Below are 21,622 nucleotides of genomic sequence, written 5' to 3' on the forward strand. Positions count from 1 at the left end.
CCACAGACAGGAGTCATCATGACCCGTGTAGCAATCATCCAGGCCGCTTCCGTTCCTTATGACGCAATGGCCAGTGTCGAGAAGGCCGCCGGCATCCTGCGGCGGGTGGCGGAGCAGGGCGCACAACTTGCGGTGTTCCCCGAGGCGTTCATTGGCGGTTATCCCAAGGGCGCGGCGTTCGGCAGCGTGGTGGGCAATCGCAGTGCTGCCGGGCGCGCGCTGTACCAACGCTACGTCGAGGGTGCGGTGGCCCTCGACGGCCCGGAGCTTGCGGCGTTTGCCGAAAGCGTCGAGCAGACCGGCGTGACTGCCGTGGTCGGCATCATCGAGCGTCATGGCCGGACCCTGTATTGCACCGCTGTCACTCTGGCGCCGGGCCGTGGCATTGCCGGTTATCACCGCAAGCTCATGCCGACCGGGCAGGAGCGCCTGATCTGGGGCTTCGGCGATGGCTCGACCATTGAGCCGGTGCAGACCGACTTCGGTGTGCTCGGCAGCGTGATCTGCTGGGAGAACTACATGCCGGCGCTGCGCCAGGCCATGTATGCACAAGGAGTGCAACTGTACTGCGCACCGACTGCCGACGATCGACCGTCGTGGGCCAGTTCCATGGTGCATGTGGCGCTGGAAGGCCGAGTGTTCGTGCTCTCTGCCTGCCAGGCGATTCGCCTGGGCGAGTATCCGCAGCAACATCGTGAAGCGTTCGGGCTGGACTTCGCCGACGACGACTACGTGATGCGCGGAGGGAGCATGATCGTCAGTCCGCTGGGTGAGGTACTGGCGGGGCCGGTGTTCGATTGCGAGACCGAGTTGTACGCGGATCTGGACATGAGCCAGTTGAGCCAGGGCAACCTCGACTTCGATGTGGTGGGCCATTATGCGCGGCCGGATGTGTTCGAGCTGAAGGTCAATACCGCGCCGTTGCGGGCGGTGAGTTTCGACGGCTGAGATCGTTGGGGGCCGCTTTGCGGCCCAATCGCGGGACAAGCCCGCTCCCACAGATACGTGCGCTGATCCAGTGTCAGCGCACGTATCTGTGGGAGCGGGCTTGCCCCGCGATTGGCCGCGATTGTATCGCCCTGTATCTCATCCCTGATCCTGCGTACTTGCATACAAATCCCTCCCTCTCCGGATACGCCCCCGATACACGCTGACGTTCAAATGGCTCCACCCGAACGAACGGGGCCAGGCGCCCGGTTCATCGGCTCTCTCGCCCTAGGGGCAATGAACCCAGCGGAACGACCGCACTGACATCCGGAGAAATGCCATGTCCCATACCCCGATTTCCACCAAGGCTCGCATCGGCCTGTTCGCCATCGCCCTGGCAGGCGGTATCAACGTCACCAGTTCCGCTTTCGCTGTTGAAGCACTGCCGCAGGGCTACCAGCTCGCGGCCAACGAGAAGGCCCCGGAAGGCAAGTGCGGGGAAGGCAAGTGTGGCGCCCAGGGCAAGGCCACCCAGGCCGAAGGCAAGTGCGGTGGCCAGGCTAAAGTCACTGGAGCCGAGGGCAAGTGTGGTGAAGGCAAGTGCGGCGATGCCTCCTTCGCCCGCACCGACACCGACCACGATGGCCGCGTTTCGCGTGCCGAGCTGCTGGCCGTGGCGCCGAAGGCCAACGCCGAATTCGATGCGATCGATGCCAACCACGATGGCTACCTGTCCGAGGCGGAGACGTATCAGTTCCGCAAGCATCAGTTCGACGCCAACGGCAAGCCGTTCCCATCCGACCTGTACAGCCGCCTGAGCCAGGCCAAGCAGTAACGGCCATCGCGCCCTTCCCGCACCCTTGGTCGGGGAGGGCCGTGCGCAACGTCCTGATCGGCAAGAAGGAGATGCACCGTGATTACCCCTCTGACAACCACGCTCTACACCGCCCGTACTCACACCAGCGGCGGCCGCGACGGCCGCGGTCGCTCCAGTGATGGTGCGCTGGACCTGCCGCTGAGCCCGCCCGGCTCCGGACGTCCAGGCACTAACCCCGAGCAATTGTTTGCCATCGGCTGGTCGGCCTGCTTCATCGGCGCATTGCGTCGTGCGGGGCAGAAGTTCGACATCCGCCTGCCCGAGGGCGTGGCGGTGGAGGCTGATGTGTCGCTGGGCAATACCGCCGATGGCGGCTTTGCACTGGCCGCTCAGTTGACGGTGCACTTGCCCGGGCTTGCCCAGGAGGACAAGCAGAAGATGGTGGCCGAGGCGCACCAGATCTGCCCGTACTCCAAAGCGACGCGGGGCAATATCGAAGTGGGTTTCGTGATTGTGTGAGGTGAGCGGCGCCCGTCAGGTTCGTACCACTGCCGGCACCACCCGCACGTAGATCAATTCGCTCACCAGCTCTACCAGTGTCTGGGTAATCACCGCCGCTGCCGCCAGCACCCGCAAGTCTTCCGGCAAGGCCAGCGCCAGCGGCAGTACCACCAGCGAATTGCGGGTCGCGGCGCTGAACGTCACCGCTCGTGCTTCGCGCGCCTGCAGTCGGAACAGCCGCGCCGAGAGCAGCCCCAGCAGCGGTGCCAGCAGCGCGAACCCGACATACACCGGAATTACCGGCAACAGGCGCTGGAAGTCGCCCAGCACCACGGCGATCTGCGAGCCGATCACGGCAATCAGCACCAGGGCCATGGCCGGCACCGGCATCCACGCCCAGGCGTCGTTCCAGTGGGCGATGGCCTGCGAGCGGCGCGCGCCGGCGCTGGTGAGCACGGCCAGCAGCATCGGCACCGCGATCAGCAGCACGAACGCCTCCACGAACGGCTCGATGGACAGTGCCACCGGGTTGTGCGTGCCGAGCATCAGGGCCAGGTACAGCGGCAGCAGCGCCAGTTGCACCAGCAACAGCACTGGCGTGGCGGCGAGGATCAGGCGCGAGTCGCCTTTGCCGATGTGGGTGAACACCACCACATAGTCGATGCAGGGCGTGAGCAGCACCAGCAGTGCACCGATCAGGATCGCCGGATGCTCGACCAGTCCGCGCGTGGCCGCCCACACCAGCATCGGTACCAGCACGAAGTTGGCAAGCAACAGCGCGCCCATGAAGCGGCGGTTGCCCAGCCCCTGACGCAGGTCGAGAAAGGGGATCTGCAGGAACATCGCGTACATCAGCACGGCAATCGCCGGGGTCACCAGCGCTTGCAGGTGGCTGGCGGTGTCGGGGGCGAGCAGGCCTGCGGCGATGGCCAGGACCACGGCAGCGAAGTAGAGGGGGATCTGCTGGGTTTCAAGTTGCTCTCGGGTCACGCGGCGGTCCTGTGGGCGAGTATGGGGCGATGGCCGCTCAGGATAGAGGCTGTCGGGCCCCCTGTGCCAGGGCTTGCCGGGTCGCGCCTACAGGTCCGCGATCTCGGGTTGTGGGCGCTTGGCACGCGCTGCGGGTTGCACTGGGGTGGGCTCGGCGAACCAGCGCGGCCAGGAGCTTTGCTGGCGCCCACTGACCTCGACGCAGGGGATCAGCTTGTCGCTGAGCACGTGCGTCTGCCCGACCGACACCGCCGTGCGGTATTTGCGGCTGTGGATGCATTCGCGGTCGCCGAACTCGCAGCGGTTCAGTTGCGTGCCGCCGCAGGGCCCGTTGGCCAGGCCCTTGGGGCAGGTTTCCGGGCAGATGTACAAGGTGTCTTCGAGCCGGCATTGCCCGCAGGTGTCGCAACCGACCAGCGGCCGCTTGAGGCTGCGCTCCACGCCGTGCAGCACCCGCGCCGCTGCCGGTGTCGACCACAGCGCGCGGCGCACGCTCCAGCCGAATGCCTGGCTCAACAGCGTTTCGCGGCTGAACAGTTGGTGGTGCATGGCCGACAGCAAATGGTAGCGAGCCTTTTCCGTAAACGACGCCTGGACCTGGCGCTGGCCTTGCTGCCAGTGATACCCGGGCGGGTGGAAAGTGACCGGTGCCACGTCGGGCATCTGCCAGGCGGCGTCCCAGGCGCTGCGCCATTGCTCGAGGCTGTTGATGCGTGGCAGCCAGTCTTCCAGGGCTTGTTCCAGTTCGAGAAACTGTTCGAGTTCGTGCACGCCGGAGAGGTTGATCCCGGCGTAACCCAGCAGGCGCAGGCCGATGATCTGCAGGGCCAGGCGCTCGGTGGCGCGCTGCCGGGCGTGGGCCTTGGACACCGCTGCCTCGGCGGCGAGCAGCGCGCGCATCGCGGGGCTGACGGTGACACCCGCCACATGCTCGAGCATCCCGGCGCGGCCATCGGTCAGCCCCATGATGCAGGCGAGCAGGGGCCGAGGCGTGGGCTGGCGCTGCATCCAGTGCATGGCCTCGCGGTATTTCTGGAAGTCGAAGCCCAGTTGCAGGATGAAGAAGTCGACGCCGGCGGCGAGCTTCTTTTCGGCCTTGAAGTACTGCGCGCCGCCTTCTTCCTCGCGGTATTTGAACGGGTTCAGTGCTGCACCGAGTAGCCAGTCGGGGCGCGCCTGGCGCACGATCTGCAGGGCTGCGACGGATTCGAGGTAACGCACCGGACGCTGGCCCGGCATGTGGCCGGGCAGGCGGTCGCCGGTCAGCAACAGGAGCTGGTCCAGGCCAGCGGCGTCCATGCGCGGCAACTGGGCGAGCAGGTCCTGGCGCTCGCGGTCCTTGCCGGAGAAATGCAGCAGGGTCGGGACCGGTGTATCGAAGCTGCGGCAGGCGTCGAGCGGCGACATGTCGAGCGCACTGCCGACCCGGTCGGCGATGGACACCGCCAGTGGCCAACCACACAACTGCGCACGCGCCATGATGCTCTCCAGCGCCGCGAAGCGCTGGGCAGAAGGCTTGGGGACGAACTCCATGATGCAGACGAAGGATTGGTCGTTCAGGGCTTGTCTGAGCAGGCTCATGGTGGGTACCGGGTGCGGGCAGGATGGCAGTGTGGCTGGATTGGGGCGCAGTGGGTTGTCTGCAAGCGTACGGCATTGATCTGAAACAGACACGCGGCGCGGTTTACATCTGGATACAAGCCGGGCTTTGTCATCGAGCTGGTGGGCTGCTTGGATGCTGCGCTCTGTGGAGCGAATCTGGTTTTGGCGGGGGCCTTTTCGCGGGCAAGCCCGCTCCTACAGGCCCCGCGGCCCTGAAGACTGTGGAGTACCTGTGGGAGCGGGCTTGCCCGCGAAAAGGTCACCGCTGTCCCGGCCTCTTTCCCCAAACCTCGATAAATGGAGTTATTGATGAAGACCCTGGTAATCGGCGCCAGCAAAGGGCTGGGCAAGGCTTTGATGCAAGGCCTGGGCAACCCCGGTGACACCCTGATCGGCGTCGCCTGCGCCATCCCCCCGCATGTCCCCGCCGTCGCTGGTATCGACACCCGCTGGATCGAAGCCGACCTCGCTCACCCCGCAGCCGCCGTCGCCACCATCACCGAGGCGGTGGCTGACCAAGGCGTCGACACGCTGATCTACAACCTGGGCATCTGGGAGCCCCTGGCCTTCGACCCCGCCTACGATTTTCTCGACGACCAGGATGCCCAGATTGAAACCATGATCGGTTGCAACATCACGGCGACCATCCTGCTGATCAAACATCTGCTGCCCCTGTTGCTGCAAAGCCAGCACCCACGCATCCTGCTGACGGGCTCGACTTCGGGCCTGCCGCGCAGCGGGCGTCCGGAGGTGACGTTCGGTGCCAGCAAATTCGCCCTGCAAGGCATCGCCGACGCTCTGCGTGAGGGCTACCGCGATCGGCGTCTTGGGGTGACCTGCCTGAACCTCGGCTATCTCAATACCGAGGATGGCCTGGAGGTGCCGGTTGCAGACGCTGCACAGCGTGGTGAAGGGGCACTGATACCGGTGCACGATGTGGTGCAGGTGGTCAGGATGGTCCTGTCACTGTCGCCGGCCAGCTTTGTCAGGGAACTGAGCTTGCCGGCGATTCTGGATGACAGATTCTGAGATTAGCGGTGAGTGCTTCGCGGGCTCGCCTGCGCAGGACTCACCACCGACTCATCGCTCGATCGTCAACGCGACACCTTGGCCGCCACCGATGCACAGCGTCGCCAGGCCCTTCTTCGCATCGCGCTTGATCATCTCGTGCAGCAGGGTCACCAGCACCCGGCAACCCGAGGCGCCGATCGGGTGGCCAAGGGCGATGGCGCCGCCGTTGACGTTGACCTTTGCCGCATCCCACGCCAGCTCCTTGCCCACAGCCAGGGCCTGTGCAGCGAAGGCCTCGTTGGCCTCGATCAGGTCCAGGTCGGCCAGCTGCCAGCCAGCCTTCTGCAGGCAGCGCTGGGTCGCCGAGACCGGGCCGATGCCCATGATTGCCGGATCCACACCGGCACTGGCGTAGCCGGTGATCTTGGCCAGCACCGGCAGGCCCAGGGCCTTGGCCTTGTCGACGCTCATCAGCAGCACGGCAGCGGCGCCGTCGTTGAGGCTCGAGGCATTGCCAGCGGTGACGCTGCCGTCTTTCTTGAAGGCGGCGCGCAGCTTGCCCAGCGATTCGGTGCTGGTGCCCGGGCGAGGTTGCTCGTCGGTGTCGAACACCAGCGCCTCGCCTTTTTTCTGCGGGATGTGAATCGGGGTGATCTCATCCTTGAACCGACCGCCTTCGATAGCGGCCACCGCCTTGCGCTGGGACTCGGCGGCAAAGGCATCCTGCTGTTCGCGGGTGATGGCGTACTTGTCCGCCAGGTTCTCGGCGGTGATGCCCATGTGGTAGTCGTTGAAGGCGTCCCACAGGCCGTCGGTGATCATGGTATCGACCAGTTGGCCGTGGCCCATGCGCTGGCCGGTGCGGGCCGATGGCAGCACGTAGGGCGCCAGGCTCATGCTCTCCTGGCCGCCGGCGATCACCACCTCGGCGTCGCCGCAGCGGATCGCCTGGGCCGCCAGATGCAGGGCCTTGAGGCCCGAGCCACAGACCTTGTTCAGGGTCAGCGCCGGTACTGCGTGGGGCAGGCCGGCCTTGACCGCAGCCTGGCGGGCGGGATTCTGGCCGGCGCCTGCGGTCAGCACCTGGCCGAGGATCACCTCGTCGACTTGCGCAGGGTCGAGGCCAGTCTGCTCCAGCAGGCGCTTGATCACCGCAGCGCCGAGGTCGATGGCCGAGACATTGGCCAGGGTGCCCTGGAAACTGCCGATGGCAGTGCGGGTGGCGGCGACGATGGCGACTTCGTTCATTGTTGTTCTCCGGAAGGCGAAGTGGATCGCGACAGCATCACTGCCCGGGGCTCATTTGAGAAGTTTGTTTTTCTTTGTGATTGATCGGGTTTGCAAATGAATAGGGTGTCTGTGCCGGCCCGCAAGCCCGCTCCTAAAGCCCCCGATGTATTCGGGTGCAGCGACGTCCTTGTGGGAGCGGGCTTGCCCCGCGATAGGGCCGGTACTCACACCGCTGGACAATGGCTGGTCACACAATGGATGCCGCCACCCCCTGCCGCGATGGCATCGATATCCAACTGCACCACGTCCCGATCCGGATACAACTCGGCCAACAACGCCCGGGCCTTTTCATCGGCCTCGCGATCACCGAACTGCGGAGCGATGACCGCGCCGTTGATCACGAAATAATTGATATACCCCGCCGCGAAATCCGGGTTGCCCCTGTTGAACGCGTTCTTGCGTGGATTCAGCGGCGGCGACACGGTGTGCACCTGCAACGCCCGACCCTCGGCATCGGTGGCTTGCTTGAGTATCTCCAGATGCCGCAGCGTCACGGCGTGGTCATACGAATCGGGGTCGGTATCGAGGTTGGCCAGCACCACGCCGGGGCGCACGAAGCGCGCATAGAAGTCCACATGCGCGTCGGTGATGTCCTTGCCCTTGATGCCCGGCAGCCAGATGATCTTGCGCAGGCCCAGGCGCGCCTTGAGTTCCTGCTCGACCTCGGCCTTGTTCCAGCCGGGGTTGCGGTTGGCGTTGATCCAGCTGCTCTCGGTCATGATCCCGGTGCCATGGCCATCGACCTCGATACCACCGCCTTCGCCAACCAGCTCGCTGCGCTGGTAGGCCGCGTTCGCCCGCGTGGCCACCTGCCTGGCCAGCTTCGCGTCGTAGCGGTGCTGTTGCTTGCCGCCCCAGCCGTTGAAATTGAAATCCACCGCGCCCAGCTCGCCATCGTCGTCGACCACGAAGGTGGCGCCGATGTCGCGCATCCAGATGTCGTCCAGCTCGGTTTCGACATAGGTGACGTTGTGGCTGCCGCAGTGCTCTTGGGCAATGTCACGCTCGCTGGCGCGGCAGAACACCGTCACCGGCTGGTAGAGCGCAATGGCCCGGGCGATGCGGCCCAACGCAGCCTGCACGTCTTCGGTGAAGTCTTCCCAGATCGCGTCCTGGGCGCCGAAAGCCAGGTAGGCGCGCTGCTGCGGCTCGCCCTCGTCGGGCATGAACCAGCGGCCCGCCTCGCTGGCGCGGGTGCGGCCCAATGGCAGGCCGATGCTTGCGACGGCGCCGAGGCCGGCGGCGATCGACAGGTGCTGGAGAAAGGTACGGCGGGTCGGCATGGGTCAGTCCTGGGCAGTCTTGAAACGGGTCCAGACACGCATGCGCGCACGCATGTCGGCCTGGGGAATATCCTTGCCCGGAATCAGCCGGGCATAGGTGGCGGCATCGAGGTAGATGTCGGGGTTGTCGCGCATGCGCGCGTCCACCCGCAGGCGGGCCTTGGCGCTTGCCGTGGGGTAGCCGGTGAAAGTGCTGATCGCAGCCATGTTTTCCGGACGCATGACGAAGTTGATGAAACGATAGGCATACTCCGGATGGCGTGCATCGGCGGGGATCGCCATGGTGTCCATCCACACCGTGGTGCCTTCGCGCGGCACGCGGTATTGGAAGTCGATGGCCTTGCCTGCGGCCTCGGCGGTGCGCTGGGCCTGGATCACGTCGCCGCTGTAGCCCAGCGACAGACAGGTGTTCTCGTTGACCAGCTCGGTCACCGGCTGCGACTGCAGCTTGCGCACGTAGGGGCGGATGCCTTTCAGCAGCTCGCTGGCGGCGGCCAGGTCTTCGCGCTTGGCACTGCGCGGCTCTCGGCCCAGGTAATGGAGCACCACGGCGAGCACTTCGTCGGGTGAATCGATCATCGAGATACCGCAGTCGGCGAACTTGACCGCCAGCTCTGGTTTGAACAGCAGGTCGAGGCTGTCCAGCGGGGCGTCGGGCATGCGCTCGCGGATCTTCGCCGCGTTGAAGGTCAGGCCGATGGTGCCCCAGGTATAGGGCACCGTCGCCTGGCTGGCCTTGGGGTAGCGCGCGTGCAGGGCGCGCAGGCCGGGGTCGATGTCGTCCAGCGCGGTCAGTTGCTGGCGGTCGAGCGGTTGCAGGCTGCCGGCGCGCATCAGGCGCTCGGCCACGGTATCGCCGGGAAATACCAGGTCGTAGCCGCTGCGCCCGGACATCAGCTTGGCCTCGAGCACCTCGCTGCTGTCCATGACGTCGTAGATCACCGGGATGCCGGTTTCGGCGGTGAAGCGCTTGAGGGTGTCCTCGGCAAAATAGTCGGCCCAGTTGTACAGGCGTAGGGCTTCCTGCTGCGCCTGGGCGACGGAGGCGCAGCAGGCCAGGGCGAGGGCGGCGAACAGTTGTGATGGACGGCGTGGCATGGCTCAGGCCCTCGTCGGTTGTAAGGTGCGGCCGTCGAGGGTCATCAACGGTGCGTACATTTCGGGACGGCGGTCGCGGTAGATGCCCCAGCTCAGGCGGTCTTCGCGCATGCGTGCCAGGTCCAGGTCGTGCAGCCACACGCCACTGCTGTCGCGATCGGCTTCGGCGAGCATCGCGCCCTTGTGGTCGCAGATGAACGAGGAGCCGTAGAAGCGCATCGACAGTTGCTCGTCACTGCGTGCCACTTCCTGGCCAATTCGGTTGGCGGCCACCACCGGCAGCAGGTTGGCTGCGGCATGGCCGCGCATCGCCATCTGCCAGTGGTCGCGTGAGTCCAGTTCGGCGGCGCCCGGCTCCGAGCCGATGGCGGTCGGGAACAACAGCACCTCGGCGCCCAGCAGCGCCAGGCAACGCGCGGTTTCGGGGAACCACTGGTCCCAGCAGATGCCGATGCCCAGGCGGCCGAAGGCGGTGTCCCAGACCTTGAAACCGGTGTCGCCGGGGCTGAAATATTCCTTTTCCTGGTAACCGATGGCGTTGGGGATGTGGGTCTTGCGGTAGACCCCGAGCAGGCGGCCGTCGGCGTCGGCCACGGTCAGCGAATTGAAGAAGGCGTTGCCGGCGCGCTCGTACCAGCTCAGCGGCAGCACTACGCCCAACTCTTTGGCCAGCGCGGCGAAGCGGCGCAGCAGCGGGCTGTCGTGGTAGTCCTGGGCCAGCGCCTGGTGGCTGTGGCACTGCTCGATGCAGAAGTACGGCGTGGCGAACAGCTCCTGCAGCAGGATCACCTGCGCGCCCTGGGCGGCGGCCTGGCGCACCAGTTGCTCGGCGCGGTCGAGGTTGGCGGCAAGGTTCCAGTCGCAGCTCATCTGCGTGGTGGCGATGCGCAGCAGGCTCATGGGCGGTCCTCCGCTACAGGCCAGGCCGGCTGTTGCTGGGTGATGCAGTGAATGCCACCGCCCCCGTGGGCGATGTGGTCGATACGCACCGGCACGATCTCGCGGTCGGGGAAGGCCTGGGCCAACTGACGAGCGGCGGCCTGGTCGGCGTCGATGCCATAGGCAGGCATGATCACTGCGCCGTTGGCCAGGTAGAAGTTGGTGTAGGAGGCGCAGAACACTTCGGCGTCTTTATCCACTGCGGCGCTGGCCTCGAACAGGTCGAGCAGCTCGAAGCGCCGACCCTGGGCATCGCTGGCCAGTTCCAGGGCGCGACGGTTTTCCCGGGCGACGTCGGCGTAGACCGAGCCCTGTTCGTGGGTGGCATCGACCAGCAGCACGCCGGGCCGGGCGAAGGCGCAGACGCCGTCGACGTGGCCATCGGTCATGTCACCGGTGACGTAATGCGGGTCGCCTGGTAGCCAGATGGTCTTGCGGATGCCCAGCAGGCGGGCGAAGCACTCCTCGAAGTCAGCCTTGCTCAGGCCGGGGTTGCGGTTGGGGTTGAGCAGCACCGACTCGGTGGTGATCAGGGTGCCTTCGCCGTCCACGTGAATGGCGCCGCCTTCGTTGCACAGCGGCGTGCTGAAGCCTTCCAGGCCCAGGTGGTCGAGGATGCGCCGACCGAGGCTGCGGTCCAGGCCGTGCTCGGACTTGCCACCCCAGGCGTTGAAGCGCCAGCTCAGGCCGGCCAGGCCGTGTTGCGGGTGAGTGATGAAGGTCGGCCCGCTGTCGCGGCACCAGCTGTCGTCCACGGCCAGTTCGATCAGCTCGATACCGGCGCCGCACAGGGCGCGGGCGCTGGCCATGGCGGACGGCGCGACGATCATCTTCACCGGCTCGAAACGGGCGATGGCGCTGGCGACCCGGGCGTAGTCACGCTGTACGTCGGCCAAGGTCACGCGCCAACCGGCCTCCCACAAGCCTTGGTTGTGCGGCCAGATCATCCAGGTGGCGGCGTGGCGGGCCCATTCGGCGGGCATGCGCCAGCCGCTGGCGATGGACAGGTCCATGGTTAGCTCCAATGTATTAGTGATTTTTATCAACGAAGCCCGCCGTCGCGGGTGTTGGTGTCCATGATATGGCTATGAAGCGGCGTGGACTAACGATAGATTTAGCGTACTTCTGATTAGAAAGGCTTATCGATCATGCTCAAGCACTGGCCGCCCCTGAATGCCCTGCGAGGCTTTGAAGCCGCTGCCCGCCTGGGCAGTTTTCACAAGGCCGCCGAAGCCCTGAACCTTACCCAGTCGGCGATCAGCCAGCAGATCCGCAGCCTGGAAAGCTACCTGGAGCAACCGCTGTTCCACCGGACCGGGCGCAGTGTCAGCCTCACCGATGCGGGCCATGACCTGCTCAGCACCGCGCAGGTCATGCTGCAACAACTGGCTGTAGGCATCCGCCGGCTGGACCAGTACCGCAAGCCCAACCAACTGGTGGTCAACACCACTCCGGCCTTCGCCCGGCACTGGCTGTTGCCGCGCCTGGCCGACTTCCATGCGCGCTGCCCGGAGGTAGACCTGTGGCTGTTCACCAGTTTCGATGCGCCGGACATGAGCAGCCAGACCATCGACCTGGCGATCCGCGACGACCTTGGCCCGCAGGCCGAGTGCAGTTTCAGCGTATTGCATCAGGACCGTCTGTACCCCGCCTGTCATCCCGCCTTGCCCGAGACCGGGCGCACCACCTTGCATGGCGAACGGGAAATGGACTGGAGCCACTGGCAACTGGAGGGCGGCGAAGCGGTGGGGCAGCAGGGCAAGGGGCTGAATTTTTCCGATCCGGGGCTGCTGCTGGATGCGGCGGGAGAGGGGCTGGGGATTGCGTTGGTCAGCCAGTTACTGGCCCAGCGGCTGGTCGACGAAGGGCGCTTGCAAGCGTTGTCGGCGCAGCGCGTGCGCGGCCCGGCGTGGAGCTGCCTGGTGCACCGCGATAGCCAGGACGATCCGCTGGCGCGGCAGTTTCTGGCGTGGTTGCGCGCAGCCTTGGAGCCCCTGGCCCCACCCGTCCCTGTGTAGGAGCGGCCTTGTGCCGCGATCGGGCGCGAAGCGGCCGTAAAACCAGGCTCCGCGATCTGTGAGGAATACCTCGGCCGCCTGGTTTACGGCCGCTTCGCGCCCGATCGCGACACAAGGTCGCTCCTACAGGGAGCGAGTCGCTTTCGGATTCGGGTTTTGCTCGGGCCCTTGACCCCGTAATATGTGTCGGATGACTTGCGGGGGTAGTCTCACCCTCTGATCAATCGGAATCGCCCCTGCGGCGTTTCCCCAGCATAAACCTGACGAGGTACAGACATTGGCCATCATTCATCCCAAGGTACGCGGTTTCATCTGCACCACGACTCACCCGAAGGGCTGCGAGCTCAACGTCCGTGACCAGATCGAAGCCACCCGCAAGCTGGGCGTGCGCGAGGATGGTCCGAAGAAAGTCCTGGTGATCGGCGCCTCCAGCGGCTACGGCCTGGCAGCACGCATCACCGCCGCCTTCGGCTTCAAGGCCGACACTCTGGGCGTGTTCTTCGAGAAGCCGGGCACCGAGACCAAGGCCGGCACTGCAGGCTGGTACAACGCCGCCGCCTTCGACAAGTTCGCCAAGGCCGAGGGTCTGTACAGCAAGTCGATCAACGGTGACGCCTTCTCCGACGAAGCCCGCGCCAAGGTGATCGAGCTGATCAAGAACGAGATGGGTGGCAAGGTCGACCTGGTCATCTACTCCCTGGCCTCGCCCGTACGCAAGCTGCCGCAGACCGGCGAGCTGATCCGCTCGGCGCTCAAGCCGATCGGCCAGCCGTACAAGTCGACCGCCATCGACACCAACAAGGACACCATCATCGAGGCCAGCATCGAGCCGGCCACCGAGCAGGAAATCGCCGACACCGTCACCGTCATGGGTGGCCAGGACTGGCAGCTGTGGATCGACGCCCTGGCCGGCGCCGACGTGCTCGCCGAAGGCGCGCGCACCGTGGCCTTCAGCTACATCGGCACCGAAATCACCTGGCCGATCTACTGGCACGGCGCCCTGGGCCAGGCCAAGCAGGACCTGGACGAAACCGCCCTGCGCCTGGACAAGAAGCTGGCCGGTGAAGTGAAGGGCGGCGCCAACGTCGCCGTGCTCAAGTCGGTGGTCACCCAGGCCAGCTCGGCCATTCCGGTGATGCCGCTGTACCTGTCGATGGTCTTCAAGATCATGCAGGAGAAAGGCGTTCACGAAGGCACCCAGGACCAGCTGGACCGCATGTTCCGCGACCGCATGTACCGCGCCGATGGTGCTCCGGCCGAAGTGGACGAAAAGGCTCGCCTGCGTCTGGATGACTGGGAACTGCGCGACGACGTGCAGGACGCCTGCAAGGCCATGTGGCCCAAGGTCACCACCGAGAACCTGTTCGAACTGACCGACTACGCCGGTTACAAGAAGCAGTTCCTCAACCTGTTCGGTTTCGAGCGCGCTGACGTCAACTACGACGAAGACGTGGCCACCGACGTACGGTTCGACTGCGTCGAGCTGTAAGCAAGCCCTTGACCGCGCAGCCGTTTGTCCCGGTTGCGCGGTTCCCTCCGTGGGCTTGTTAACATTCTGCAACAAATCCTCAGCTGGCCCTTTGCTATGGCCGCTTTCTCCCTGATCTATACAGCAGCTATTGGTCCGGCAATCTCGCCTGGGCCGGGGAGGCAGCATGCGCGCATTGCAAAAACTACAAGAACGGATCCGCCAGAAGGGTCTCAAGCGTACTTTCAAGACCCTGGTCGAACGCTACGTATTCTTCCACTGGGAATTGCTGTGGATGGAACGCGACCTGGTCACTCCCGTTCCGCCTCACAAACTCAAGGAACATCCGCCGGTCACCCTGGTGGAAATCACCACCGCCAATGCCGACGCCTTTGCGCGCTATTTCGGCGATCGCGTGGAAACCATGCGCGAACTGGCCGCTGATGGCCATACCGGGCACATGTACCTGGACGAGCACGGTGACGCGGTAGCCTTCATCTGGGCGAGCGTGGTCGACTACCACGACAAGCACTATTACGGCTGCACCTTTCCGGTGAAGCCTGGCGAGTTCTTCGAGTTCGGCGGCGAGATGACCCGGCGCTACTTTGGCAGCGAGTTGTCGGTCACCGCTCAGGTCGAGCTGTGGAACGCCATGCATGCCAAGGGCTGCCGCAAGGTGGTGGATGTGGTGGAGACGCACAACGTGCCGGCCATGAAGCTGCACCTGCGCATGGGCTATCACGAGCAGGGGCGGGTGATGCATGTGTATGGCCTGTTCGGGCGCTGGAAGCTGTTCCGCGAAACGCGTTATGAAGGTTCGCGGCTGGAGGTGCTGCGCAAGCCTGGAGTGGCGCGGGCGTTGCCGACCACCTGAGGCCGGTACAGCCAGCGAAAAATTTGCTAGCGTGGGCGGATGACAAAAAACGCCGCCCGCCTCCCGGCGCGACGGCGCAGGGAGCCCACCATGAGCAGCCTGCCCCAACCTGCGACTGCCTTTCGCCATGAAGCCGCCGACGGCTACAGCCTCGGCGGTTTCCAGTGGCGCCACGCCGAACCCGACCCCCAGCGCCCGCTGGTGATCATCAACGCGGCCACCTCGGTGCGCTGCCGCTACTACGCCCGCTTTGCCGACTACCTGTTCGCCCACGGCTTTGATGTGCTGAGCTACGACTACCGTGGTATCGGCGAGTCTCGCCCGGCATCGTTGCGCGGTTTCCAGGCGTCTTGGAGCGACTGGGGCTGCCTGGACTTCGAGGCCATCCTGCAGCGCGCTGCCAGCGAATTCCCCGGGCAGCCGGTGAATGTGGTGGGGCACAGCTTCGGTGGCTGGGCAACCGGCCTGGCGCCCTCGGCCGGGCAGGTGCGGCGGCTGGTGATGGTCGGGGCACAGTTTGCCTACTGGCGTGACTATGCGGCCGAAGGGCGCTGGCGGATGGTGGGCAAGTGGCATGTGGTGATGCCATTGCTGACCCGGCTGCTAGGCTATTTCCCCGGCAAGCGCCTGGGTTGGATGGAAGACACCCCGGCCGGGGTGGTGCGTGACTGGAGCACGCCGGCACCGCGCTATGAACATCGGCCCAGTGGACGGCTGCTGCAGGCGCGGCCCTTCGCCCAGGTTCAGGCTGCGGCCCTGGCGGTGAGCCTGAGCGACGATCCCTTCGGCACCGTGGCGGCGACGGAGCGGTTGCTGGGCTATCTGGACCATGCCCAACCTCGCCATCTGCGCATATCGCCTGTTGATATCGGCGAGCAGGAGGTCGGGCATTTTGCGTTTTTCCATGATCGCTTTCGGGCGAGCCTGTGGCCGATAGCGCTGGAGTGGTTGCGTGATGGTGTGCTGTCGGAGGGGATGCCGGGGCAACGCCTTAGCTGATCGGGCTCAGATCACATGCCCGTACAACACCGCCAGCAGACCTGCCAGGGCGCAGGCAATCAGCACTTCCAGCATACTCCTGCGCAACACCAGTAGCCCCACCGCCGCTAGCAGCGCGATCCCCAGCGCCAGCCCGTCGATCCCGGCAGCGAACCCATGCGGCCAGAACACGTGATAGGCGAAGAACAGCGCGAGGTTCAGGATCACCCCCACCACGGCGGCGCTGATCGCCGTCAGCGGCGCAGTGAAGTGCAATTGCCTGCGTGTGCGCTCCACCAGGGGGGCACCGATCAGGATGAACAGGAACGAGGGCAGGAAGGTGAACCAGGTGACCAGGCATGCCGCCAGGGCTCCAGCCAGGAATGCATGGTCGGCACCGAACTGTGCCTGCACGTAGCCGCCGACGAAGCCGACGAACGCCACCAGCATGATCAGCGGGCCGGGTGTGCTTTCGCCTAATGCCAGGCCGTCGATCATCTGTGTGGGCGTCAGCCAGCCGTAATGATCGACAGCCCCCTGATACACGTAGGGCAGCACCGCGTAGGCTCCGCCGAAGGTGAGCAGTGCTGCCTTGGTGAAGAACCATGCCATTTGAGTGAAGCTGCCTTGCCAGCCGAACAGCAGCGTCAGTGCGGCCATCGGCAGGCACCACAGCGCTGCACCGCAGGCCAGCAGCCCGAACAGGCGCGGCCAGTGCAGGCGGGTATGGGCTGGCTGGGCCAGTGGGGCTTCGTCGTTGGGGGTTTCAGTGTTGGCACGAGTGGTCTGAAACAGCTGCGGCCGCCAGCGTCCGCCGAGATAGCCGACCAGCCCCGCGCCCAGCACGATCAGCGGAAACGGCAGGCCCAGCCCGAACAGGGCGACGAAGGCTGCCAGCGCGATGCCCCACAATGCCGCGTTGTGCAGCACCCGGGAGCCGATGCGCCAGGTCGCCTGCACGACAATGGCGGTGATCGCGGGCTTGAGGCCATAGAACAGGCCGACGACCAGAGGTTGCTGCCCCTGGGTGATATAGACCCAGGACAGGCCGATCAGAATGAACAGCGAAGGCAGGATGAACAGTGTCCCGGCAAGGATCCCGCCCCAGGTGCGGTGCATCAGCCAGCCAAGGTAGGTGGCCAGTTGCTGGGCCTCGGGGCCTGGCAGCAGCATGCAGTAGTTCAGGGCGTGGAGAAACCGCGACTCGCTGAGCCAGCGGCGGCGTTCGACGATTTCCCGGTGCATCAGGGCGATCTGCCCGGCCGGGCCGCCGAATCCGATGAAACCGAGCTTGAGCCAGAACAGCATGGCCTGACGGAAGGGGATGCTAGGCGCTGGAGGCATTCGGGCAAGTCCTTCGGGCAACAAAAGGGCGGTCGGCGAAATCATGCTGGGCGCTGCTTTGCAGTACAAGGCCGCGCCGGCATCGTCTAGCTGCCGGAGCGGCCCTGGCGTCGTGAAGCGGGCGAAAATCAGTCGAGCGAACGCTCGCCGACTCCGGCGGCCGCTTCGTGAGCAGCCTTGCTTCAGGCGTTGCGGGTCAGCGGCTGCCCTGCGAACTGCACGCCAGCCAGGCCGTGCTTGATCAGCGCGCGAATGTTGCCATGGTCGCTGCCCTCGGGGGTGGCGAGCACGCTGCGGTAGTGTTCGCCAAAGGCCAGCAGCGCTTCCTCATCGCTCAGCCCTTCCAGCAGGGCCAGGCCCAGGGTCTTGCACGAACCTTCGTTTTGCCCGGCTGCGTTTTCCACGCCGCCGTTGTTGAAGGCTTGGGGCTGGTAGCTGTAGTTGGCGGCGATGAAGCCCAGGGTGTCGGCAAAAACGTGTTCGCCGCTGGCGAGGCTGTTGCGCAGGGTGTTCAGGTCAGTCACGGGGTTTTCCTTGTTCGAACGCCGCTTGCTGCTCGGCGCTGGCTTCTTTCTGGTATTGGGCTTTCCACTCGGCGTAGGGCATGCCGTACACCGCTTCGCGGGCGTCGTCCAGGCTCAGCTCGACCTGGCGCTCGTCAGCGGCGGCCTTGTACCACTTGGACAGGCAGTTGCGGCAGAAGCCGGAGAGGTTCATCAGGTCGATGTTCTGCACGTCGGTACGCTTTTGCAGGTGATCGACCAGGCGCCGGAACGCGGCGGCTTCGAGTTCGAGCTGTTGTTGCTCAGTCATGGGGCTTACCTCAGGTCATGCGGTTCTTCAGATGGCGGCCACCGTTGATGACCACCTGGCTGCCGGTGCTGTACTGGCTTTGCAGCAGGAACATCACCGCCTCGATCAGCGGCTGCGCACCCGGCTCGAATTCCAGCAGGGCCTTTTTCAGGGTCTGCCGGCGGTACTGTTCGTCGCCGCCTTCCTTCAGGATCAGCAGGCCCGGCAGGATACCGTTGACGCGCACCTTGGGCGCGTACTTTTCGGCGAACGACAGCACCATGTTCTGCAGCGCGGCCTTGGTTGCGGCATAGCCGATATGGCTCTTGCTGCCGCGCGAGGAGGTTTCGTCGCAGATGTGGATGATGTCGGCCTTCTCGACCTTGGCCAGGTGTTCGCCCAGCGCCAGGTTGAGGTGGTAGGGCGCCTCGACGTGCAGGCGGAACATGGTGTCGAGGCTCTGCAGGTCGTCGTCCAGCCACAGCGAGGCGTTGTGGATGATCGCGCGCAGGCCATCATAGTTGTGCTGCAGGTGTTCGATCAGCGCCAAGCGGTCGGCCTCGCGGGTGAGGTCGGCCTGGAACTGGATGATGTTCGGGTGTGCGGCCTGCGCATGAAGGCTACGGCTGGCGCTGACCACCTGATGGCCGGCCTTGGCCAGCGCCTGGGCCAGGGCCAGCCCGACGCGCTGGCTGGCTCCGGTGATGAGGATAGGGCTGTTCATGTTCGGGGCAGTCTGTTCGTCTGTTCGTTCGTGCCCCAGCATACCCGAACTGCGCGGGCTTGCGAGCCCGCTCCTCAGCGGCTGCGCAACCCTTCGCGGCGCCGTGACGCCGGGCGCGCCGGGGGATTGAGCCAGCCGGCCAGCAGGCGGGTGGACAACGGAATGAACAGGTAAACCATCAGCGGCGTCAGCACCAGGGTGCTCAGCAGTACCCGGGGCAGCAGGTCCAGCGGTGCCAGCCAGTGGCCGAACAACAGGTTGAACAGCAGCGACACCGGGAAGAACGCCAGCCAGATGGCGGTAGCCTGCTTCCAGCGCGGCGGTTTATGCACCGTTTCGGTGCCGAACCAGGCGTCGATGCCGCTGAAGCGCCGCTCTTCGGGGCGCTCGAACAGGCCATCGCCACGCTGCAGCCAGGCGCGTCGCGAGGCGGAATGTTCCCAGGCGTGCAGGGTCCGTTCGTCGTTGAAGCGAAAGATGATCTGGAAGGCGTCGCTGTCAGCGGGCGGCGCGAGGATGCCCGAGCCCAGGTAGCCGGGGAAGTCGGTGGCCAGTTGCTCGCCTTCATGGAGCCAGGCCAGCAGGTCCTGGTAGCGTCCATGGGCGGCGCGGCGCGACACCATCAGGGTGACGGGTGCGGTAGACATCGTGTATCTCCTTACGACGGGGCTGGCGGGTAGCCGGCCCCTTGGCCTGTGCCCGGGGTGGTGGGCGACGCAGGCGTGGATGCAAGAATCGGGCGCGGATTATCGCGTATATTTCGTGACCGGTCAGTGTTGTGACCGCAAGGTTGCGCTGACCCCTGGCCGATACCGGCGTAGAATGGCCGTCACACATCTACGAGACAGAGTTGTCACGCTCATGAAAGAGCCACAAGCGAGTGCCCTGATCGCACATGGGCTGGTGCATCAGGAGCTGTTTCCGATCCGCGAAGTGTCGCGCCTGACTGGCGTCAACCCGGTGACTCTGCGTGCCTGGGAGCGCCGCTATGGGCTGATCCAGCCGACCCGCACCGAGAGTGGCCATCGTCTGTATTCGCAGGCCGACATCGACGCCATCGACAGTATCCTGGGTTGGCTGCGCCGTGGCGTCGCGGTGAGCAAGGTCGGCAGTATCCTGGCGCGTAGCCAGGGTCCGGCGGAGGGGGCCTGGGCCGGAAGCACGGTCGGCGACCGCTCACGCTGGCAGGCCCAGGTGCGCGAGGCCGTGCGCCAGTTCGATGCCGCGCAGTTGGGGCGGTTGTTCGAGCAGGTGTTTGCCAGCCATGCGCTGGAGCAGGTCTTCGGTGAGGTGTTCATGCCGGTATGGCAGGCCCTGCGCGCCAGCCAGGCGGGGTATGGGCAGGCCAGCGAGTGGTTGTTCCTCGACCAGTTCCTGCGCGCGCGGGTGCTGTTGCGCCTGCAACTGGCACGTGAGCCCAAGAGCCGCCGGATACTGGTGTCACCGTTGTCGGCAGAATGCCAGGAACTCGAGTTGCTGGTGGCGGGGCTGCTGCTGAGCAGTGACGAGGTGGCGGTCACGGTGCTGGCGTCGGGGCAGCCTGTCGAAGAGCTGGCGTTGGTCTGCGAGCGGTTGGCGCCGGATGCACTGGTGCTGTTCGACAACCATCGCCCGGCCAATGACCTGGACAAGCGCCTGGCACGCCTGGCGCAGCGGGTGAACTGCCCGCTGTTCCTGGCGGGCGAGACCGCCGAAATGGCTCAGGACAATCTAGAGGGCGGGCCGGTAGGCTGTCTGGGCGCCCACGGGGTGTCGATGAAACAGCGGTTGCGCCAGTTCCTCGCCGGTCAGATCGATACCTGAGCGTGCAACTCTGGGTGCGCCTTGCGGTGGGCCTGGAGAATGTACTCACGCAGGCGGTCGATTTCGTCGTCTGGGCTGTGGCTGAGGTCGTAGGCCGCCAGGTCCGGACCGATGCGGCGGCGCAGCGTGCCGTGCAGCCCGATCGGCTCGATGCCCGGTGGGGCGAAGAACAGCTCGAAGTGGCTGGGCGCCTGGGCCTGGCCGTTCACTTGCAGCAGTACCCCTTTGAACGAGATATCGCGCACCCACAGCTCGCTCTGAGTGCCGCGGGCGTCGACCAGTGCGGCCGGCTGGTCCAGCGACAGGCGCCAGGGCCGCAGCATCGGGCCGTCTTCGTAGATTTCCGGTGAGCCCAGTTGCAGGTGCAGGGCGTGGAACTCGTCTTCTACCAGTTGCAGGGGAATGCTGATCTGCTGGTTGTTGAATTGCGCCTGCAGGGTGACCTGCTCGTTGGCCACCAGGCGGGTGAGCAATTGCTGCAGACGACGGTCGCCATTGACCAGCAGGCTCGAGGTGGGGTCGGCCAGGTTCAATTGGGGCGTGTGCTGCATGTCCTGAATGAAATCCAGCTCATCCTGAGTAAGGAGGGCGTCTGCTTGCATGATCGGACTCGGGTCGGGCGTCGTCGGTGGGTTCTTCATTGCCATGGACTGTGCCCGGGGCGTTTGGTTCAGGTCATTGGACGGATGGTTGCCCGGCCAGTCGGGTGTGTGCGTCGGCCAGCTCGCGTTCGAGTTCGACCTGACGGCTGACATCCTTCTGGATGCCGATGAAATAGGTGCGTTGATCAGCCTCGTTGTACACCGGGGTGATCGACAGTTCGTTCCAGAACCCGCTGCCGTCCTTGCGGTAGTTGCGCAGTACCTCGCGACACGGCCGGCCTTCGGCCAGGGCCTTGCGAATGCGGGCGCGGCCCAGTTGGTCGCGATCGTCGCCCTGGAGGAAGCGGCAGTCCTGGTAGAGGATCTCGTCGCGCGCGTATCCGGTGAGGCGTTCGAAGCCTGCGTTCACGTAGATCAGGATGGTGTCGTCACCTTCCTGTTCGGCGACCACGATGCCGTCGTTCGACGCGTCGATCATGGCGTGTAGCAGTTGCGCGTTGATCATGTTCCTGGCCATGGGAGTCAAGTGGAGCGGCCTTTTGCCACTGTTGAATGGTAGTA

23 protein-coding genes are annotated in these 21,622 nt (G+C 65.3%); 9 read left to right on the forward strand and 14 right to left on the reverse strand.

The window, feature by feature from the left end; genetic code table 11:
* The first annotated feature begins 18 nt into the window (after positions 1 to 18).
* From ACMGGG_RS02455 to ACMGGG_RS02465, 3 genes are all read left to right on the forward strand, one after another.
* Positions 19 to 948 carry a carbon-nitrogen hydrolase family protein gene (locus ACMGGG_RS02455; protein ID WP_063543033.1) on the forward strand — a complete coding sequence of 310 codons (930 nt, stop codon included), beginning with the start codon at positions 19 to 21 and terminating at the stop codon, positions 946 to 948.
* 319 nt (positions 949 to 1,267) lie between these two features.
* Positions 1,268 to 1,762: an EF-hand domain-containing protein gene (locus ACMGGG_RS02460; protein ID WP_063543035.1), complete on the forward strand. Its 495-nt coding sequence runs from the start codon at positions 1,268 to 1,270 to the stop codon at positions 1,760 to 1,762.
* Positions 1,763 to 1,843: 81 nt separating this feature from the next.
* Complete coding sequence (locus ACMGGG_RS02465) at positions 1,844 to 2,263, forward strand: organic hydroperoxide resistance protein (RefSeq protein WP_054893555.1); 420 nt, start codon at positions 1,844 to 1,846, stop codon at positions 2,261 to 2,263.
* Between the two features lie 15 nt (positions 2,264 to 2,278).
* On the opposite strand, the gene ACMGGG_RS02470 is transcribed toward ACMGGG_RS02465, so the two are convergent.
* The gene (locus tag ACMGGG_RS02470) at positions 2,279 to 3,235 is read right to left on the reverse strand and encodes an arsenic resistance protein (RefSeq protein ID WP_414154810.1); all 957 of its coding nucleotides are present in this window, start codon (positions 3,233 to 3,235) and stop codon (positions 2,279 to 2,281) included.
* 87 nt (positions 3,236 to 3,322) lie between these two features.
* Positions 3,323 to 4,816 carry a methylenetetrahydrofolate reductase C-terminal domain-containing protein gene (locus ACMGGG_RS02475; protein ID WP_414154811.1) on the reverse strand — a complete coding sequence of 498 codons (1,494 nt, stop codon included), beginning with the start codon at positions 4,814 to 4,816 and terminating at the stop codon, positions 3,323 to 3,325.
* Positions 4,817 to 5,146: 330 nt separating this feature from the next.
* Here ACMGGG_RS02475 and ACMGGG_RS02480 point away from each other — a divergent pair, with 330 nt between their 5' ends.
* A complete protein-coding gene (locus ACMGGG_RS02480) occupies positions 5,147 to 5,866 on the forward strand; it encodes an SDR family oxidoreductase (protein WP_414154812.1) in 720 nt (239 codons plus the stop codon).
* 51 nt (positions 5,867 to 5,917) lie between these two features.
* Here the strand turns inward: ACMGGG_RS02480 and ACMGGG_RS02485 are convergent, their stop codons facing one another.
* From ACMGGG_RS02485 to ACMGGG_RS02505, 5 genes are all read right to left on the reverse strand, one after another.
* A complete protein-coding gene (locus tag ACMGGG_RS02485) occupies positions 5,918 to 7,096 on the reverse strand; it encodes an acetyl-CoA C-acetyltransferase (protein WP_112897436.1) in 1,179 nt (392 codons plus the stop codon).
* Positions 7,097 to 7,302: 206 nt separating this feature from the next.
* Positions 7,303 to 8,421 carry an agmatine/peptidylarginine deiminase gene (locus ACMGGG_RS02490; protein ID WP_112897438.1) on the reverse strand — a complete coding sequence of 373 codons (1,119 nt, stop codon included), beginning with the start codon at positions 8,419 to 8,421 and terminating at the stop codon, positions 7,303 to 7,305.
* Positions 8,422 to 8,424: 3 nt separating this feature from the next.
* Complete coding sequence (locus tag ACMGGG_RS02495) at positions 8,425 to 9,519, reverse strand: extracellular solute-binding protein (RefSeq protein WP_414154813.1); 1,095 nt, start codon at positions 9,517 to 9,519, stop codon at positions 8,425 to 8,427.
* Between the two features lie 3 nt (positions 9,520 to 9,522).
* Positions 9,523 to 10,419, reverse strand: a complete 897-nt coding sequence (aguB, locus tag ACMGGG_RS02500) for an N-carbamoylputrescine amidase (protein ID WP_112897442.1) — start codon at positions 10,417 to 10,419, stop codon at positions 9,523 to 9,525.
* On the reverse strand, positions 10,416 to 11,471 hold the full coding sequence (locus ACMGGG_RS02505; RefSeq protein ID WP_112897444.1) for an agmatine/peptidylarginine deiminase: 1,056 nt from the start codon (positions 11,469 to 11,471) through the stop codon (positions 10,416 to 10,418). Before ACMGGG_RS02505 ends, aguB begins: the two co-directional genes overlap by 4 nt.
* 135 nt (positions 11,472 to 11,606) lie before the next feature.
* Between ACMGGG_RS02505 and ACMGGG_RS02510 the strand changes: the two genes are divergently transcribed.
* From ACMGGG_RS02510 to ACMGGG_RS02525, 4 genes are all read left to right on the forward strand, one after another.
* Positions 11,607 to 12,476: a LysR substrate-binding domain-containing protein gene (locus ACMGGG_RS02510; protein ID WP_112897447.1), complete on the forward strand. Its 870-nt coding sequence runs from the start codon at positions 11,607 to 11,609 to the stop codon at positions 12,474 to 12,476.
* Between the two features lie 277 nt (positions 12,477 to 12,753).
* On the forward strand, positions 12,754 to 13,965 hold the full coding sequence (fabV, locus tag ACMGGG_RS02515) for an enoyl-ACP reductase FabV (protein ID WP_063543055.1): 1,212 nt from the start codon (positions 12,754 to 12,756) through the stop codon (positions 13,963 to 13,965).
* A 166-nt stretch (positions 13,966 to 14,131) separates the two neighbouring features.
* Complete coding sequence (locus ACMGGG_RS02520; protein ID WP_054893529.1) at positions 14,132 to 14,818, forward strand: hypothetical protein; 687 nt, start codon at positions 14,132 to 14,134, stop codon at positions 14,816 to 14,818.
* 90 nt (positions 14,819 to 14,908) lie between these two features.
* Complete coding sequence (locus ACMGGG_RS02525) at positions 14,909 to 15,817, forward strand: alpha/beta fold hydrolase (protein WP_112897450.1); 909 nt, start codon at positions 14,909 to 14,911, stop codon at positions 15,815 to 15,817.
* Between the two features lie 6 nt (positions 15,818 to 15,823).
* Here the strand turns inward: ACMGGG_RS02525 and chrA are convergent, their stop codons facing one another.
* The 5 genes from chrA to ACMGGG_RS02550 all read right to left on the reverse strand — a co-directional run bounded on the left by chrA (position 15,824) and on the right by ACMGGG_RS02550 (position 19,303).
* On the reverse strand, positions 15,824 to 17,140 hold the full coding sequence (gene chrA, locus ACMGGG_RS02530; RefSeq protein WP_414154814.1) for a chromate efflux transporter: 1,317 nt from the start codon (positions 17,138 to 17,140) through the stop codon (positions 15,824 to 15,826).
* Between the two features lie 182 nt (positions 17,141 to 17,322).
* Positions 17,323 to 17,664: a HopJ type III effector protein gene (locus tag ACMGGG_RS02535; RefSeq protein WP_063543063.1), complete on the reverse strand. Its 342-nt coding sequence runs from the start codon at positions 17,662 to 17,664 to the stop codon at positions 17,323 to 17,325.
* Positions 17,657 to 17,953: a DUF1244 domain-containing protein gene (locus tag ACMGGG_RS02540; protein ID WP_063543065.1), complete on the reverse strand. Its 297-nt coding sequence runs from the start codon at positions 17,951 to 17,953 to the stop codon at positions 17,657 to 17,659. Before ACMGGG_RS02540 ends, ACMGGG_RS02535 begins: the two co-directional genes overlap by 8 nt.
* Positions 17,954 to 17,963: 10 nt before the next feature.
* Positions 17,964 to 18,656, reverse strand: coding sequence for a dihydromonapterin reductase (gene folM / locus ACMGGG_RS02545; protein WP_414154815.1), 693 nt, complete (start codon positions 18,654 to 18,656; stop codon positions 17,964 to 17,966).
* Positions 18,657 to 18,730: 74 nt separating this feature from the next.
* Positions 18,731 to 19,303 carry an antibiotic biosynthesis monooxygenase gene (locus tag ACMGGG_RS02550; protein ID WP_414154816.1) on the reverse strand — a complete coding sequence of 191 codons (573 nt, stop codon included), beginning with the start codon at positions 19,301 to 19,303 and terminating at the stop codon, positions 18,731 to 18,733.
* A 214-nt stretch (positions 19,304 to 19,517) separates the two neighbouring features.
* On the opposite strand from ACMGGG_RS02550, the gene ACMGGG_RS02555 reads away from it, so the two are divergent.
* The gene (locus ACMGGG_RS02555; protein WP_063543071.1) at positions 19,518 to 20,459 is read left to right on the forward strand and encodes a MerR family transcriptional regulator; all 942 of its coding nucleotides are present in this window, start codon (positions 19,518 to 19,520) and stop codon (positions 20,457 to 20,459) included.
* Here the strand turns inward: ACMGGG_RS02555 and ACMGGG_RS02560 are convergent.
* Together ACMGGG_RS02560 and ACMGGG_RS02565 are read right to left on the reverse strand one after the other, a co-directional pair.
* On the reverse strand, positions 20,444 to 21,061 hold the full coding sequence (locus ACMGGG_RS02560; RefSeq protein WP_063543073.1) for a hypothetical protein: 618 nt from the start codon (positions 21,059 to 21,061) through the stop codon (positions 20,444 to 20,446). The two genes, ACMGGG_RS02555 and ACMGGG_RS02560, sit on opposite strands and share 16 nt — an antisense overlap.
* A 73-nt stretch (positions 21,062 to 21,134) precedes the next feature.
* Positions 21,135 to 21,566, reverse strand: a complete 432-nt coding sequence (locus tag ACMGGG_RS02565) for a PAS domain S-box protein (RefSeq protein WP_063543075.1) — start codon at positions 21,564 to 21,566, stop codon at positions 21,135 to 21,137.
* Positions 21,567 to 21,622 lie beyond the last annotated feature (56 nt).

It is taken from the genome of Pseudomonas sp. BNK-44-b (genome assembly GCF_047456245.1).
Lineage (GTDB): Bacteria > Pseudomonadota > Gammaproteobacteria > Pseudomonadales > Pseudomonadaceae > Aquipseudomonas > Aquipseudomonas machongensis.